This is a genomic window from Erwinia sp. JUb26, from assembly GCF_003751505.1.
Taxonomy (GTDB): Bacteria; Pseudomonadota; Gammaproteobacteria; order Enterobacterales; family Enterobacteriaceae; genus Erwinia.
Window position 1 is genome coordinate 1069692 of record NZ_RJVB01000001.1, and the last position, 14534, is coordinate 1084225.

Below are 14534 nucleotides of genomic sequence, written 5' to 3' on the forward strand. Positions count from 1 at the left end.
TGGGCGACTGTTCACTGCCTGAGTGGCTCTATGGTCTAACGCGCATAATAGTGTTCAACCAGCTCACGCACGCGGGCAAAGGCCTGCTGCGCACCGGCAATAGCGCGCGCTTCCCCGGCTTCGTCCAGCGGCAGCTGGTCCAGCGCGGCGGTAAAGGTACGCCAGTGGCGGCCTCGCCCTTCCGGCGCACCGGCAAGATGGCGCGCACCAAACTCGCCGGACAGCCCCAGCTTCTCCGCCTGTTTGATCAGGAAACCGGCGCCGATATTGGAGCCCTCAGCGACGTACAGCCAGCCCAGAGCACTGGCAATATCCGGGATTTCCGCCGTACTGAATGCCGTTGCGCTTTCCGGCTGCGGCAGAGCCTGCCCAAGGTCGGCCAGATCCTGGCCAATCAGCGGGAAGCGGCGGCGCCCGGCTAAATCAGGCAGCAGCGGCTCCAGCAGCGCAGATTCATACAGCGCATCGATTTCACGATGAAACTGGTACTGCACCTTCACAAACAGACCGTAGCGTTCGCGGCTGGCAAACGGATCGCCCGCCATAATGCGCTGATCCAGGCTGTCATGGCTGCTGGTGGTGGCCGCCTTCAGCCGCTGCGCGCGGGTCAGGTTTTCGGTTTGGGTACTCACATCGCTCATTGATTTTCTCCCATGCGCCTGCTCTGCGGCAGGCGGCATTTGTTTAACATCAGAATTTCAGCGTCACACCACCGCGCACGGTACGGCCTGGCGCAGGGATCGGAATGGTGTTCAGCGCATCGACGTAGTAACGGTCGGTCAGGTTATCCACCGACAGATCGAAGGTGGCGTTCTGGTTTAGTTTGTAGCTGGCGTAGAGATCGACCAGGGTGTAAGGCTTCCAGTCCGACGGCGCGATGGAGTACATACCTGAAACCTGCCCGAGCCCTTCGTCCGCACCCAGCCCCTCAACAAAACGGCTGCCGATGTAGCTAATACGTGTTCCTACAGTCAGATCGCTGTCCAGGAAGCGCGATCCCAGGTTTACCGTCACGGTATCTTTTGGCGGGACCTGCTGCTGCGCAAAGCTGTTGTAGAGGCCACCCGGCGCACAGCGGCTGGCGGCTGGATGTATTACGCCGTCTTTGGCGCAGAACATAATGTCGGTGTAGTGATTCCACGCCACGCTGCCGAACACCCGCCCGCTGTCATACTGTGCGGACAGCTCAATGCCACGCATTTCTGCATAATCCAGATTCATGCGGCCCAGCTGGTAGTTTTCCCGTCCACTGGCCGTATAGCGTTTGATATTTCCGCGCGTGATGTAGTTGTCGATGTGGTTACTGAACCAGGCCCCGTGGAAACGCAGCTTATCATCCGGCAGGAACACGCCATCCATCAGATAGTTAACACCGAACTCAAGGCTCTTGTTGCGTTCAGGCGCCACCGGATTATCCGCAGTGGGTACCGAGAATGACGGACCGGTGATCGATTCAAAGATGCTTGGCGAACGCAGAACGCTGCCGTACTTACCATAAGCCTGGAAGCCATCCAGAGGCTCCACCATCAGACTGAATATCGGTGACCAGCCGTGATCTTTGCGTGTAAACGGCGATTCAAGCGTCGGGCTGCGGTCAAAGCTTTCAAAGGTGGAATAGCGCAGGTTTCCGCTCAGGGTCACCCAGTCGAGCGGCTTCACTTCCAGGGTGCTGAATCCGCTGTACTCTTTGCGCCAGCCAAAACGCGATCCGGACATGGTCGCTTCATCCACGCCGTCGGGCAATCCCACGTTTTCACGGGTAAATGAACCGCCGTACTGCCAGGTCACATCGGCAATATCACTGTAGAAACGTGAGGTGTTCGACGCGTTGCCGCCCCAGCGATTCGACGCCAGCCAGAAGTATTGCGGATACAGGGTGCCGCTGCTGTTAAACACCGAGTTAACTCGGTTATCCACGTCGGAATAGAAAGTATCAACTTTGATATCAATCAGATTACTGTCTTCCGGCTTCCAGCTGTAGCGACCGGTCCATGTTGCCAGGTCGATGGTACTCAGCAATCCCTGATAGGGTTGCGAATTGAAGTAGCTCATCAGCTGCGAACCGAGAATATTGCCGTAGCGGGTCATATAGCGTGAGTAGCCCAGCTCAAACTTCTGGTTGTCCTGGAAACGGAAAGTGCCTTTCAGCAGCCATGACTCCGTATCGCGCGAGGTGTTTAATACCTCCTCGCCCGCACGGTATGCCGTCAGTGGATTACCGTCGGTGACGTTAACCTCTCCGAATGGCCCGGTTGGGCCGGAAATCACCGCGTGAGCATCGTCTCCACCGCGTTTACCGGCAAAATAGTTGCCGTTATAACGCTGGGCGTAGGCGGCCAGCACATCCACCGCATCGGTGGTGCCAGCGATGGCGATGCTGCCGGAACCGCCGGTCGGCTTCAGCGCCGACGGGCGATTTGTCCCGGATGAATCACCGAAGCCGCTCGGGAACTCATCCCAGCTGTAATAGGTGCCGAGGTTGGTCAGGCCGCCGGTGGTGCCCGGCGACGGCGCGCTGCGGCTGTTGGTGTTAAAGTTACCTTTGAGACGCACGCCAAAATCGTGGCCCGGCAGCAGGATATCCTTCACGCCGATGGTGCTCATTCGCACAATCCCGCCGACCGCGCCGGTAGAATCGGCCCCCATGCTGGCCCCTTTCTCAATATCAACCGAGCCGATAAAGTCCGGGTCGATATAGGTGCGCGCCGTGGAGCCGTTATAGCCCTGATAAACGGTGGTTTCCTGGCTGGCGCCGTCAACCAGCACCGGTACACGCCCCTGCCCCTGCAGGCCGCGAATGTTAACGTCCACCGCGCCGGAGTTGCGGCCGTCACCGTTCAGTACGCCCGGGATACCCGATAAAAAATCACCAACAGATGTGCCGCTAAAACGCTCAACCTGCTCGGCGGAGAGGTGGGCGCGAGAGCTGGCCCCCTGCCAGGGCGCATCGGCCGGATCGCTGCCCGCGCGGCTGGTGACGGTGATGGTGCCCAGCAGCAGCGAGTCGTCCGCCGCTGATGCAGACGCAGACGTGTTGGCCGCCGCACCGCCGTTAACCAGGGTGACGCTGTCGCTGTTCACAAACTGATAGGAAAGCCCGGAGCCTTGTAAAATGCGCCCCAGCGCCGCTTCCGACGAGACGGCACCCTTGACGCCCGCCGACTGTTTGCCTGCGGCGAATTCCGGTGGATAGCTGACCTGTACGCCGGACTGGCGGCCAAATTCGGCAATCGCACCGGAAAGGGAACCGGCCGGGATGTTGAAGGAGACTGGCGAAGTTTGCGCAAACGCACCCTGCTGCATCGACATCAGCGCCAGAGAGATCGCGCTGGTACGGAACACGGCTGCCACCAGCCACTTTTTGCCGTTGCGCGAGTTCGCGCGTTTGCACTTCACAGACTTCATTTTGACCCCGCAGGCGTTATTAATCAGTACGCTGGCTTTGCGGATTCGCATCCGAGCCAGTTCTTACTTAATAAAACGAACGAGAGTTGAGATTTTTCTGAGAAATTTTAAATTTTTTTTCAGACTGCGGAAATAATGGTCAACCAGGGGGTGATTTCGCGCACTTTTCCGGCGTAGGGTTGGATCACCGCCGCCAGCGCACGCTGCGGGTTGGCGAGGTTATACACACCGCTGATACGCTGTTCGCCCAGCTCGCGGCTGGCAATCAGCACTTTACCCGGCACCCAGCGGGAAATGCGCGCTACCACGGCGGCCACCGTTTCACTTTCCGCCACCAGCATGCCGCTGCGCCAGGAGGCAAACTGCTGCGGATTGCGGGTGCCGCGTTCCACCAGACCGCCATCGCGATCCAGCGACAGCCAGCTGCCGGCGGTGACCGATTCGTTTAACGACAGCGACAGGCCAGGAGTGGCGACGTCCACCACGCCCTGTTCAACGGCAACGGTCAGCAGATCGGCATCGCGGCTGAGGTCAAAAGCCCCTTTCTGCGTCACCACCTGCATGCCTTCGACCACCGCGTTAAACGGCCGACGGGCGTCGTCGGCAACATTAAGCCAGGCCATTCCGTTCAGGAGTTCAATGCGGCGTTCATCGGCGGTGAAGCGGGAGGCAATAGCGCTGTTGGGGCCAAGGATAATTTCCGATCCATCCTCCAGCGGGATTTGCTGGATTTCGCCGGTGGAGGTTAAATGACTGGCTTTCATCTGTAACAGCATGCCGGGTGCCAGCGCCAGACCGGTAGCGGCAGCCGCGACGGCAACGGAACCGCCCAGCACAAAGCGGCGGCGAGAAATTCCGACCGGCTGCGGCACTGTCTGGCTGCGGGCCTGTACTACCCTGCCGGTCATGCCGTGCAGATGGACGGCTTCTGCCCACACTGCCTCATGCTCTTTGCCGCGTGCGCGCCAGCGTTCGGCCAGTTCGCGCGCGGCCGGATTCCCCGGATCGCCGTGCAGACGAATGATCAGGTCGAAGGCTTCTTCAAACAGCTTTTCGTGTTGCGACATTTTCTCAGTCATTATTGGCAAATTCCGGCAGCCTGGCGGCGACGGGAAGAAAAGGTAATTCAGATTATAGGGAATTACACGCGCTGTCGCTGTGCAAAGTCATTAGTGCTTCGCATCATCATCCAGGGTGGTGCGTAAATGCTGGTAGGCGCGGCGGATCAGCGTCCAGGTATGCGACACCGATAAATCCAGCTCCTGTGCCACCTCAGCAATGGTCATATCCCCTAAGCGATAAAGCTCAAAGGCGCGCCGGGTCTGATCCGGCAGCGCCGTCAGCCCACGGTCAAGCACCGCCAGCTGCTGACGATCCGAGGTGACTCGCTCCGGATCGGGCGATTCATCCGGCAGCTCGCAGTAGGCCTCTTCCGACAGGTAGTCGATCGAGGCAATTTTCTCGCGGCGATAGAGATCCACCGACAGGCTGCGCGCCACCATATGCAGATAGGCACGTGGATTATCGTCCCGTTTTGGCGCTGCGGAACCTAAAATACGCAGAAACACATCCTGGGTTAAATCCGCAGCCACGTCGGGGCCGTGCCCGCGCTTCTGCAAAAAGCGTTGAATTTCCTGAGCATGCTTATTAAACAGGCTTTTCAGGTTCCACATCAACCAAACCTCGCAGTAACACTCTGGATAACAGCGATCTTTACTGCAGTGCTGTGTTTCCCAGCAGGGATGGCCGCTAAAAGCCTGTGCGGCCAAATATGTAAAACGTGAACGTTTATCCGGCAAAAGCGCAGTGGGCAAGGCCTTATCGCTATTGGCTGGCAGCAACGTCAACGAAGTGTGTTTAGAATATATAAAATTTGAAACAGATGGTAATGATTTTCATTTGTATTTTTATTAAGATTTTCGATATCAAACCTTAATTATTACGGGGATTTAACACATTGGAGGGAAGGTGAAAACCCACCGGTTTCCCGGCGGGTTGATATTCTGAGGATTATTCTTCGATCGATGAGAGCAGCGCGTTCTGAATAATGCGCTGGGCCTGCATCGCATCCTGGCGCGACTGGGCTTCCTGCAATGCCGGGATATCCAGCTTATCCAGCGCGCGGTAGATGTGCTTGAGGAAGCGGATCGACAGGCGTGCCGCTTCAACGTTGTCTTCGCGGAACGGGAACTGATCCAGCTGCCAGACGCCGTCCCAGTTGTTGATCTTCAGCACGTAGAAGAACTCGAAGATCTCCGTCATATGCACGGTACCCACCACCAGGTCATCGTCCCAGCCGCGCAGGTTGTCGTTAACGTCCATACCAAACAGGCGGCCACGATCGATAATCAGCTGGGCGGAGTCCGCCGGGGATTCGCCGCCGAACAGCGCATGGCCGAAGTCCAGCAGGATGCCGACGTTGTCCAGGCCTATTTCATCGATGCCCAGCAGGGTGCGCGCCGCCGAATCCCAGGTCATTTTCACGCGCGGCTCGCGCGGCTTGTATTCGATGGCAAATTTCACGTCCGGGTTGGCCGCCGCCAGCTCGCGCATCCCATCTACCGCCAGCTTCCACAGCTGCTTGTGATCGACCTGGAACGGATAGTCCCAACCGTCCTGGCCCGGCCAGACTTTCACGTAGCTGGCACCCAGCTCACGCACCACGTCTGCCGCTTCGTTCATCAGCTTCAGCGCATCCGCACGCGCCACCGGGTCCGGGTTGGTGAAGGCCCCGCGCGACCACTTGCGCAGGTAAATCTCCGGGGTGATGCCGATCGCTTTCAGTCCGGCATCGGCCAGCGCCTCTTTTACCTGGCTGATGGTGACGCCCGGCGAGAAGGGATACGGTACATCCACGTAGGAGAGATCGCCGACCTCTTTTGCCGCTTTGATCTGCTCCAGGGTGCTGAGCGCCGGGCCGTAACCGTCTACCGCGTAACGGTCAACGTAGTTCGCAAAATGCCAGAGGCCAGCGCCAAATTTCGGGTAGTTGTAGGTTGTCATAATGGGTCTTCTCCATGCTGAATATCACGCAGCCGGGGCTGCAAGGTTGTCAATTTACTGGCCGGGCGGCTGCGGATTAACCTGCCGCTGCCGCCCGGGGGTGAATGCGTGGGCCAGCCTCAGGCCGACCCGGATAAAACGTGGGCGGCAGTCGGGCCGCCCGGGGTAAACGTCGGCGCGTGTCAGGCCGCCCGACTGGCTTCGGCCTCAACCAGCAGCGCCTTCTGCGCCACCACCGCCGCCTTCTGCTGCATCCGGCTCTGCATCTGATCGATAATCACCGCAATGATGATCACGATGCCTTTAATCACCATTTGCCAGAATTCGCTGACGCCCATCATGATCAGCCCGTCGGCGAGGAAGCCGATAACAAAGGCGCCGATCAGCGTGCCGAGGATGGTGCCGCGCCCGCCCGCCAGCGAGGTGCCACCGAGCACCACGGCGGCAATGGCGTTCATTTCAAAGGCGGTACCGTTTGCCGGGTGGGCAGCCACCAGCTGCGAGGACACCACGATGCCCGCAATCGCCGCGCAAAGGCCGGAGATGGCATAGACGCAGATCTTCACGCGTTTCACCCGCACGCCGGAGAGTTCGGCGGCGCGTTCGTTATCGCCTATCGCATAGACCTGGCGGCCAAAAGGCAGGCGGCGGGCGACGTAGGCAATCACCAGCGCCAGCAGCACCATCATCCAGATCGCCCAAGGCAGGCCGAGGAAGTAGCCGGAGCCGATCTTGTCAAAGCCGGTATTGCCGAGCTGCGGATTGCCCTGCAGCCCGGGGAACGTTTCGCCCCCCGAGGTGAGCATCGCCGCCCCGCGCAGGATATACATGGTGCCCAGCGTGCAGATAAACGGCGCCACGCTATAGCGGGTGATGATCCAGCCGTTCGCCGCACCGATCAGCCCGCCGATCAGCAGCACCAGCGGCACGACCACCCAGACGCTGGGGAAAATCGCGATGCCGAAGGCGGGCAGCACGATGCCTTTGGTGATCAGCCAGCCCGCAATCATCCCGCACAGCCCCAGCGTGGCACCGATCGACAGGTCAATCCCGGCGGTAATAATCACGAAGGTGATGCCCAGCGCCAGGAAGGCGTTGATGGCGATATGTTTAACCATGATCACCATGCTGCCGACGGCGAGGAAGTCCGGCACGGTGATGGCAAAGAATCCAACGATTAAAATCAGGGCAATAAAGGTGCGCATTTTTAACAGCAGCAGGATCAATCCCTCCCGCGAGTTAAAGGCTTTCATCGCAGGCGCGGACTGCGCTTTCCCGGAAAGTTGTGTCATGTCAGAACCCCTGTGCACTTGCTTTCACCAGCGCGGATTCTTCTGCCGCCGCGCGTGGAATATCGGCGGTCAGCTTGCCGCCGGACATCACCAGAATACGGTCGGAGACCGCCATAATTTCTTTCAGATCCGAGGTGGAAAACAGCACCGCAATCCCCTGCTCTGACAGCTTAACCATCATGCGGAACACGTCGGCCTTCGCCCCGATATCAATGCCCCGGCTGGGTTCATCCAGCAGCAGCAGGCGCGGATTGGTTAACAGCGATCGGCCAATTACCACCTTCTGCTGGTTGCCGCCGCTCAGCGCGTTGATCGCCACCTCCGGCGAGGAGATTTTGATCGACAGATTGCTGACCGTGCTGCTGACCACCGCCATTTCCTGTTTGTGAGAGATGGCAAACCGGTGCTCCAGCCGCTGCCACAGGCTGGCAATGGTCAGGTTGCTGGCCACCGAGGAGATGGGAAAAATACCGGTACGCTTGCGGTCTTCCGGCACCAGACTCATGCCCATCCGGATGCGGTCGGCGGTCGACAGCCGCTGCGGCACAGGTTTGCTGTCCAGCCACAGTTTGCCGAGATACGACGGCTGGGTACCGAGCAGGCATTCGAACAGCTCGGTGCGCCCCGCCCCCATCAGGCCGTAAATGCCGACGATTTCCCCGGCACGTACGCTGAACGAGACGTCGTTGACCACCGCGTTACCGGCGGGGCCGACGCAGGTGATGTTTTCCGCCTCCAGCACCGTCGCGCCGAACTGGCGATCGGGGGTCAGGAAGCTGCTGACCGGCTCGCTGCCGAGCATTTCACGCACGATCCACGGCACGTCGATGTCGCTGACCTGCGCTTCCGCCTGAAAGCGGCCGTCGCGCAGGATGGTGATGGTGTCGCCAATCGCCATCAGTTCTTCCAGACGGTGCGAAATATAGATAATCGACACGCCCTGACGGGTCAGTTCACGGATCACCCGGAAGAGGATCTCCACCTCGGTTTTACTCAGCGCCGAGGTCGGCTCGTCGAGGATCAGAATGTCGGTGTTTTCCGCCAGCGCCTTGGCGATCTCCACCAGCTGCTGCTGGCCGACCTTGAGATTAGCCACCAGCTCACGCGGCGAAATCGCCTGATCGAGCCGCTGCATCAGTGCCGCCGTGCGCGCCTCCTGCGCCTTTTCATCGATCGGCTGTACGCCTTTTTGCAGCTCGCGGCCAAGAAAAATATTTTCCGCCACCGACAGGTTTTCAAACAGGTTCAGTTCCTGGTGCACCATGCCAATCCCCAGCTTTGACGCCGCGCGGGTGCTGCTGAGCTGCACCTGCTTGCCGTTGAGCCAGATCTCACCGCTGGTCGGCTGCTGCACGCCGGCGAGGATTTTCATCAGCGTGGATTTACCGGCACCGTTTTCGCCGATGATCACGTTGACCTTGCCGCGCCAGACGCGGTAGTCGACGTTGTCCAGCGCCAGCGTGCCGGGGAACAGCATGGATACCGCGCGGGTGTGCAGAATAATCGGATCGCTCTGGCTCATTACGGCTGCTCCTGCTTGATCACCACGGCGACCGCATCCTCAATCCGCTGCGGCTGCAGGGTCACGGCCAGCGTCAGCTGAACGGGTTTGCCCACCCAGCTGCCGTCGATCTTCGGCAGCTGCTGAACGTTATGCTGGTTCAGCGCTTTGGTCAGCCTGGCGAACTGCACCTGGTTGGTGAATTCTTCAAATTTGAATCCGGCCGCATCGCGAATGGCGTTGCTGCGGATCACCGGGCCGATAGCGACCGGCACCGATTCGCCGTTAATGGTCACCGTCAACAGGCGTTCCCGGTCGGCAGCATCGCTAACCGCGGTGACCGTTCCGGCAGCCTGCACAAAGACGCTGCTGCTGGTCTCCGCCTTCAGCGCGGCGCCTTTATTCTTCATGTCATTCCAGGTGAGGGCGCGCTCCTGCGCCCCTTTCAGTACCCTGCTGTCCCAGTTCTCCTGCGCGATCTGCTGCGGGGTCTGACTGCTAAAGCTGGCTTTCGCTGCCGGATCCTTTGGCAGGATGGGCTGACCGTTTTCATCAAGGTCGACCACCGTGCAGCCGCTGAGCAGCACGCTGGCACCCAGCAGAACGGCGAGCGGAAGTTTCGTCACCATCATCGGCTCCCGGATCAGTTGGCGAGGTTAAAGGTTTTCAGCCTGCTGGCGTTGGCGTCGTCAATCAGCACGCAGTCCATCAGCTGCTTCTCTTCTTTCTGCGCTTTACCGTGGGTCAGGTAGTAATCCGCCTGCTCAACGGCCATCTGCGCCTGCGCCCAGCCCGGCTGCAGTACCGTCGCTTTGATGTTGCCCTTATTGATAATCGAGTCGCGAACGTAGTCACTGCCGTCAAAGCCCACCACGATCACGTTGGTTTTTCCGGCAGCCTTCAGCGCGGCTTCCGCGCCCAGCGCCATGGTGTCGTTACCCGAGATCACGCCGACGATATTCGGATTTTTTTGTAAAATAGTTTCCATGCGGCTGAAGGCCTCGGTCTGGCTCCAGTTGGCGCTTTGCTGAGCAACCATTTTCATATCCGGGTAGTCATCGAGGATGTCGTGATAGCCCTGCGAACGTACCCCGGCGTTGGTGTCCGACTCTTTACCCAGCAGTTCGACGTATTCCCCTTTGCCGTTAAGCAATTTGGCAAATTTCTCCGCCCCCAGCTGCGCACCCTGATAGTTGTTAGAGACAATCTGCGCCACCGCGACGCCGGATTTGTTGATTTCCCGGTCGATCAGGAAGGTCGGGATACCGGCATCTTTCGCCTTCTGTACCGGGCCAACGGTGGCATCCGCACCGGCGTTATCCAGCACGATGGCCTTTGCCTTACGGCCAATGGCGGTTTCAATCAGCTGATTCTGCTTGCTGACGTCATCATCATGAGAGGCCACCAGCGTGGTGTAGCCGAGCGCCTTCGCTTTCTGCGATGCGCCGTCGGCTTCGGCTTTAAAGAACGGGTTATCGTGGGACGGGGTAATGATCACGATCAGCCCTTTATCCGCCGCAAATGCGGCAGAAGAGAGGCTCATGGCAGAAAGCAACAGTCCGGTAAGCAGGGTACGTTTCATCTTTTTTTATCTCCGCTGTGAATAATTATTCGAGCATGATTTATTATTCAACCACTATTATTTATTGCGCCTTTTTTGTCCAAACAATCCGTACGGAAAAGCGAGCGGGATCACAATCTGTGTTTAAATTTATTACTAATGAGTAGGTTTATTTAAATTTAAGCTTATATTTCAATGTAATGATGGATTTAACAAAAGATAATCAATGTGGTTTGCTGCGGTTCTTCGTGGCTTGCGAACGGCAAACGCCCTGCGGTATCCGGGCAGGCCACCTGAAGGAAACGGAGGGTGTTTGAGTTACAGATGCAGATAAAGGTGATGTGCAGGTGAAGATGCTGATGCTGATAAAGGTGATGCACGGGTGAAGATGCAGGCGGAGGTGCAGATGACGGTGAAGGCTCAGGCTCAGGCTCAGGCTCAGGCTCAGGCTCAGGCTCAGGCTCAGGCTCAGGCTCAGGCTCAGGCTCAGGCTCAGGCTCAGGCTCAGGGGAAAGTGTGAATTTTTTATAAAAAAGTTACAAAGTTTAGATGCCGTTTAGATAAAAATGAGAATAATTATCATCACCTTTTTATTCTGAGTCTTTCCGAATATGAAAACTGTTCCCGCTTTGAAGCTTTCTGCTCTCCTTGTTACCACCTTGCCTGCGCTGGCTTTCGCCACCACCTATCCGCTGACCGTCACCGATATGGACGGCCAGCAGGTGGTGATCAAGCAGGAACCGCAGCGCATTATCCTGCAGGACGGCCGAGAGATCCTCAGCCTCGCCCTGCTCGACCGCGACGATCCGTTTAAGCGCGTGGTGTCCTGGAACAACCTGATGAAGAAGCAGGATACCGGCAGCTGGAATATGCTGAAAAGCCGCTGGCCGCAGGCGGATCAAATCCTGGATATGGGCTTCTCCGACCAGGGTGAAGTGAATCTGGAAACGGTGATCGCCAAGCATCCGGACCTGATGATTGCCCAGCTGCGTGCCAAGCCTTCACTGCAGCAGACCGGCGTGCTGAAGCAGCTGGCGGCGCTGAATATTCCGGTGCTGTTTGTGGACGTTGAGCTGCATCCGGTACAGAACACCGCCGCCAGCGTCACGCTGCTTGGCAAGGTTCTGAATCAGGAAGACAACGCTAAGGCCTATACCGATTTTTATCAGCAGAAGCTGACGGCGATTCAAAACAGGGTGAAGGATATTTCACCGAAGCCGCTGGTGTTCGTTGAGCCGATTGCCGGTATCGGCGGCGGCGGCGATGCCTGCTGCTTTACCCACGGCCGTAACGGCTGGGGAGCACTGGTTGAGGCCACCGGCGCGCGCAATATCGGCTCCGAGCTGCTGCCGGGCACCAGCGGTAATGTGGCGGTGGAAAAAGTGATTTCGATGAATCCTGATTACTACGTGATGAGCGGTTCAAAGCGCGGTGGCAAGGCCAGTACGGTGATCCCGCTGGGCTACAACACCAGCGTTGAGGAGATCAAAGAGAGCTTCGATCGTCTGCGCAATCGTAACGGGGTGAAGGATATTCCGGCGGTAAAGGCGGGCAAGGTGGCGGCGGTTTACCATCATTTCTACAATCATCCGTACAATATTATCGGCATCGAGATGCTGGCGAAGGATTTCTATCCGCAGCAGTTTAAGGATGTGGATCCGACGGCGGATTACCATCAGATTATCCAGAAGTTTACCAGGCTGCCGGATGAGCCGATTAATATTGAGTATCATCCGGCTGAGTGAGTTAGTGGTGGGTTACCGGAGGTTCGGTGTCTGATGCGGCGTTGCTGCATGTTCGGTGACCGCGTGGGGACCGTGACGGGCAGATCGCTTCGGGATTGGTGGAGGGGTTGACCGTTACGGGCAGATCGCCGGGGCGCCGTGAATCCGGTCCCTGGGGGCTTGGCTGCCGCATCCGTGCGGCAGACACCCGGCTAACCTGTCCCGTAGCGGTCTCCCTTTCTGCTCGTTGCGTTGCTGCTGGGGAAAAAACGATTCTTCCTCGGCAATATCAGAATGTCAGAATGTCAGAATGTCAGAACTGAAGAAAAACCGTTCTCTTGCAGCTACACCAGTATCTACAGGCAATCGGTGCTATCCGGATAAGCAGACCGTCCGAGCACAGCTACCGTGTTAAACGTCAAGCTGCTGCCACGTAATTCTCGTTATATGTCTGCTGTTTCATCAGCACACCGTAGCAGATGTGTACCAGTTTTCTCATCACTCCTCCCAGCGCTGACATTTTCGCTTTCCCTGGGGCTATGAGCCGCTCATAAAGTCCCTTCAGGTATGGGTTGTGCTTTATTGCTGCCATGGCTGCCATATACAGTTTCGCTCTCACCTCCGGCGGACCGTTTTTGGACATCCGGCTCCGGCCACGCACTGAGCTGCCTGAACGCTTTTCTCTCGGAACCACGCCCACCCACGAGGCCGCCTGTTCCGCATTACTGAAGTGATTTCCGCGCAGAACCGCCAGCAGGGTACTCCCCGTTGTCGGTCCGATCCCCGTCACTGACGTCAGGTTTTTCATATCCTGCTTCAGCCCGGGATGATTGTTGATATGGTCATTAATCAGTTTCTGTACTACCTGCAGCTCGTCGTCCAGTGCATGCAGTATTTTTCGGATCGAAGCCTCAACAAGCTGTGAACGCCGGGATGACAGCAGTTTCTCAAGGCGGTTTTGCTCGCGCCCAACATCACGTACCAGTGCATCACGCCTGCTGAGTAAAGCCTTCAGTTCCCGGATAGCTGCAGAAGGAGGCTGCCACGCATCAGGCTGGCGCAGGGCACCATAACGCGCAAGGACGTCTGCATCCACGGTGTCATTTTTGGTGAGGATACCCATGCCGTGTGCAAACGCCCTGACGCGGGCCGGACTGGCTATGACAACCCGGACGGCACGTTCGTAAAGGCCGTAAGCCAGATGTTCATGATAAGTCCCGGTGGGCTCCATCACTACCTGGACATCTGTGCCACTGACCTTCTGCTTTGTCAGCCACTCCAGAACTCTTGCTGCAACATCAGGCCCGTTGGGCAGAACTTTGGTTTTCCTGCGTCCTTCCGGGCCATCCGGTCTCAGGCATAAATCTATTTTGCTCTTTCCAACATCAATTCCTAACTGAATCATACGTGTCTCCTTTCACATATAAACCATCACGCCCGTTTTCCTTGTTCATACGGAGTCTGAGCTCCTGGCAACCGTTCAAAGTTAATGCTGGCGTGAAAGGTGAAACAGAGGATCTATGCTGTGCTACAAGGTCATGCCTTATGGAGGTGCCCAGATTCACTCTGTTTCAGGTGATGGTAGCTAACCACCACCCACCACACAGTTCAAGATACAAAGGATGTGCGAGGCCGAGCGGACAGGGACGTGACAGCGGGTCCGCGTTCCGGATAGCACCAATACGCCAGTCACCCGAACTATAGCGATTGAAGTGCTGTAATATGCAGACCGAGCGGATAGGAACGTGACAGCGGGTCTGCGTTCCGACCATCCCCGATACGCCAGGCGCGGAAATTAAGGCGACGCTCCCGAGCGAACAGGGACCTGGCAGCGGGTCCGCGTTCCGACCAACCCCGATAAGCCAGGCGCACGAACTGAAGCGATTTCCCGAACATAATGACACGCGAGATCGAGCCATAGTAGATCGTTGATACACCCTTTATTCCCTCTCACCGTCTGAGCTCTCTGTTCCGGTCAGCGCCTGCACGGCGGCTGAAGCATCCACGCTAAAAATGTCCTCCGGCAGACTGAAGTTGCGCAGCCCCAG

At 57.8% G+C, this 14534-nt stretch carries 12 protein-coding genes; 2 read left to right on the top strand and 10 right to left on the bottom strand.

From position 1 onward, the window contains the following. Nucleotides 1-35: 35 nt before the first annotated feature. From EC836_RS05045 to EC836_RS05085, 9 genes are all read right to left on the bottom strand, one after another. Complete coding sequence (locus EC836_RS05045; RefSeq protein ID WP_199735015.1) at nt 36-632, bottom strand: biliverdin-producing heme oxygenase; 597 nt, start codon at nt 630-632, stop codon at nt 36-38. Nucleotides 633-690: 58 nt separating this feature from the next. Then, entirely contained in the window at nt 691-3405 is a 2715-nt protein-coding gene (locus EC836_RS05050) for a TonB-dependent receptor (protein ID WP_123330806.1), read from the bottom strand. A 119-nt stretch (nt 3406-3524) separates the two neighbouring features. Next, nucleotides 3525-4472 carry a FecR domain-containing protein gene (locus tag EC836_RS05055; RefSeq protein WP_233599106.1) on the bottom strand — a complete coding sequence of 316 codons (948 nt, stop codon included), beginning with the start codon at nt 4470-4472 and terminating at the stop codon, nt 3525-3527. Between the two features lie 102 nt (nt 4473-4574). Then, entirely contained in the window at nt 4575-5078 is a 504-nt protein-coding gene (locus tag EC836_RS05060; protein WP_123330670.1) for an RNA polymerase sigma factor, read from the bottom strand. A gap of 337 nt (nt 5079-5415) precedes the next feature. Continuing rightward, nucleotides 5416-6408, bottom strand: coding sequence for a sugar phosphate isomerase/epimerase (locus EC836_RS05065; RefSeq protein WP_123330672.1), 993 nt, complete (start codon nt 6406-6408; stop codon nt 5416-5418). A gap of 182 nt (nt 6409-6590) precedes the next feature. After that, complete coding sequence (locus EC836_RS05070; protein ID WP_123330673.1) at nt 6591-7700, bottom strand: ABC transporter permease; 1110 nt, start codon at nt 7698-7700, stop codon at nt 6591-6593. A gap of 1 nt (nt 7701) precedes the next feature. Next, the gene (locus tag EC836_RS05075; RefSeq protein WP_123330675.1) at nt 7702-9222 is read right to left on the bottom strand and encodes a sugar ABC transporter ATP-binding protein; all 1521 of its coding nucleotides are present in this window, start codon (nt 9220-9222) and stop codon (nt 7702-7704) included. Continuing rightward, nucleotides 9222-9833 carry a DUF2291 family protein gene (locus EC836_RS05080; protein WP_370346691.1) on the bottom strand — a complete coding sequence of 204 codons (612 nt, stop codon included), beginning with the start codon at nt 9831-9833 and terminating at the stop codon, nt 9222-9224. The genes EC836_RS05075 and EC836_RS05080 overlap by 1 nt, the downstream gene beginning before the upstream one ends. 11 nt (nt 9834-9844) lie before the next feature. After that, nucleotides 9845-10783: a D-ribose ABC transporter substrate-binding protein gene (locus EC836_RS05085; RefSeq protein WP_123330679.1), complete on the bottom strand. Its 939-nt coding sequence runs from the start codon at nt 10781-10783 to the stop codon at nt 9845-9847. Between the two features lie 361 nt (nt 10784-11144). Here EC836_RS05085 and EC836_RS05090 point away from each other — a divergent pair, with 361 nt between their 5' ends. Both EC836_RS05090 and EC836_RS05095 read left to right on the top strand, forming a co-directional pair. Beyond that, entirely contained in the window at nt 11145-11282 is a 138-nt protein-coding gene (locus tag EC836_RS05090; RefSeq protein WP_199735017.1) for a hypothetical protein, read from the top strand. A 91-nt stretch (nt 11283-11373) separates the two neighbouring features. After that, nucleotides 11374-12507, top strand: coding sequence for an ABC transporter substrate-binding protein (locus EC836_RS05095; protein WP_123330681.1), 1134 nt, complete (start codon nt 11374-11376; stop codon nt 12505-12507). Between the two features lie 397 nt (nt 12508-12904). On the opposite strand, the gene EC836_RS05100 is transcribed toward EC836_RS05095, so the two are convergent. Continuing rightward, the gene (locus EC836_RS05100) at nt 12905-13891 is read right to left on the bottom strand and encodes an IS110 family transposase (RefSeq protein WP_123330683.1); all 987 of its coding nucleotides are present in this window, start codon (nt 13889-13891) and stop codon (nt 12905-12907) included. Nucleotides 13892-14534: the final 643 nt, after the last annotated feature.

Bases quoted from the DNA above. Each gene is read 5' to 3' on its own strand.
- EC836_RS05055 (WP_233599106.1), bottom strand. From the start codon at position 4,472: ATGTCGCAACACGAAAAGCTGTTTGAAGAAGCCTTCGACCTGATCATT.
- EC836_RS05095 (WP_123330681.1), top strand. From the start codon at position 11,374: ATGAAAACTGTTCCCGCTTTGAAGCTTTCTGCTCTCCTTGTTACCACC.
- EC836_RS05060 (WP_123330670.1), bottom strand. From the start codon at position 5,078: ATGTGGAACCTGAAAAGCCTGTTTAATAAGCATGCTCAGGAAATTCAA.
- EC836_RS05075 (WP_123330675.1), bottom strand. From the start codon at position 9,222: ATGAGCCAGAGCGATCCGATTATTCTGCACACCCGCGCGGTATCCATG.
- EC836_RS05065 (WP_123330672.1), bottom strand. From the start codon at position 6,408: ATGACAACCTACAACTACCCGAAATTTGGCGCTGGCCTCTGGCATTTT.
- EC836_RS05050 (WP_123330806.1), bottom strand. From the start codon at position 3,405: ATGAAGTCTGTGAAGTGCAAACGCGCGAACTCGCGCAACGGCAAAAAG.
- EC836_RS05080 (WP_370346691.1), bottom strand. From the start codon at position 9,833: ATGATGGTGACGAAACTTCCGCTCGCCGTTCTGCTGGGTGCCAGCGTG.
- EC836_RS05100 (WP_123330683.1), bottom strand. From the start codon at position 13,891: ATGATTCAGTTAGGAATTGATGTTGGAAAGAGCAAAATAGATTTATGC.
- EC836_RS05085 (WP_123330679.1), bottom strand. From the start codon at position 10,783: ATGAAACGTACCCTGCTTACCGGACTGTTGCTTTCTGCCATGAGCCTC.
- EC836_RS05070 (WP_123330673.1), bottom strand. From the start codon at position 7,700: ATGACACAACTTTCCGGGAAAGCGCAGTCCGCGCCTGCGATGAAAGCC.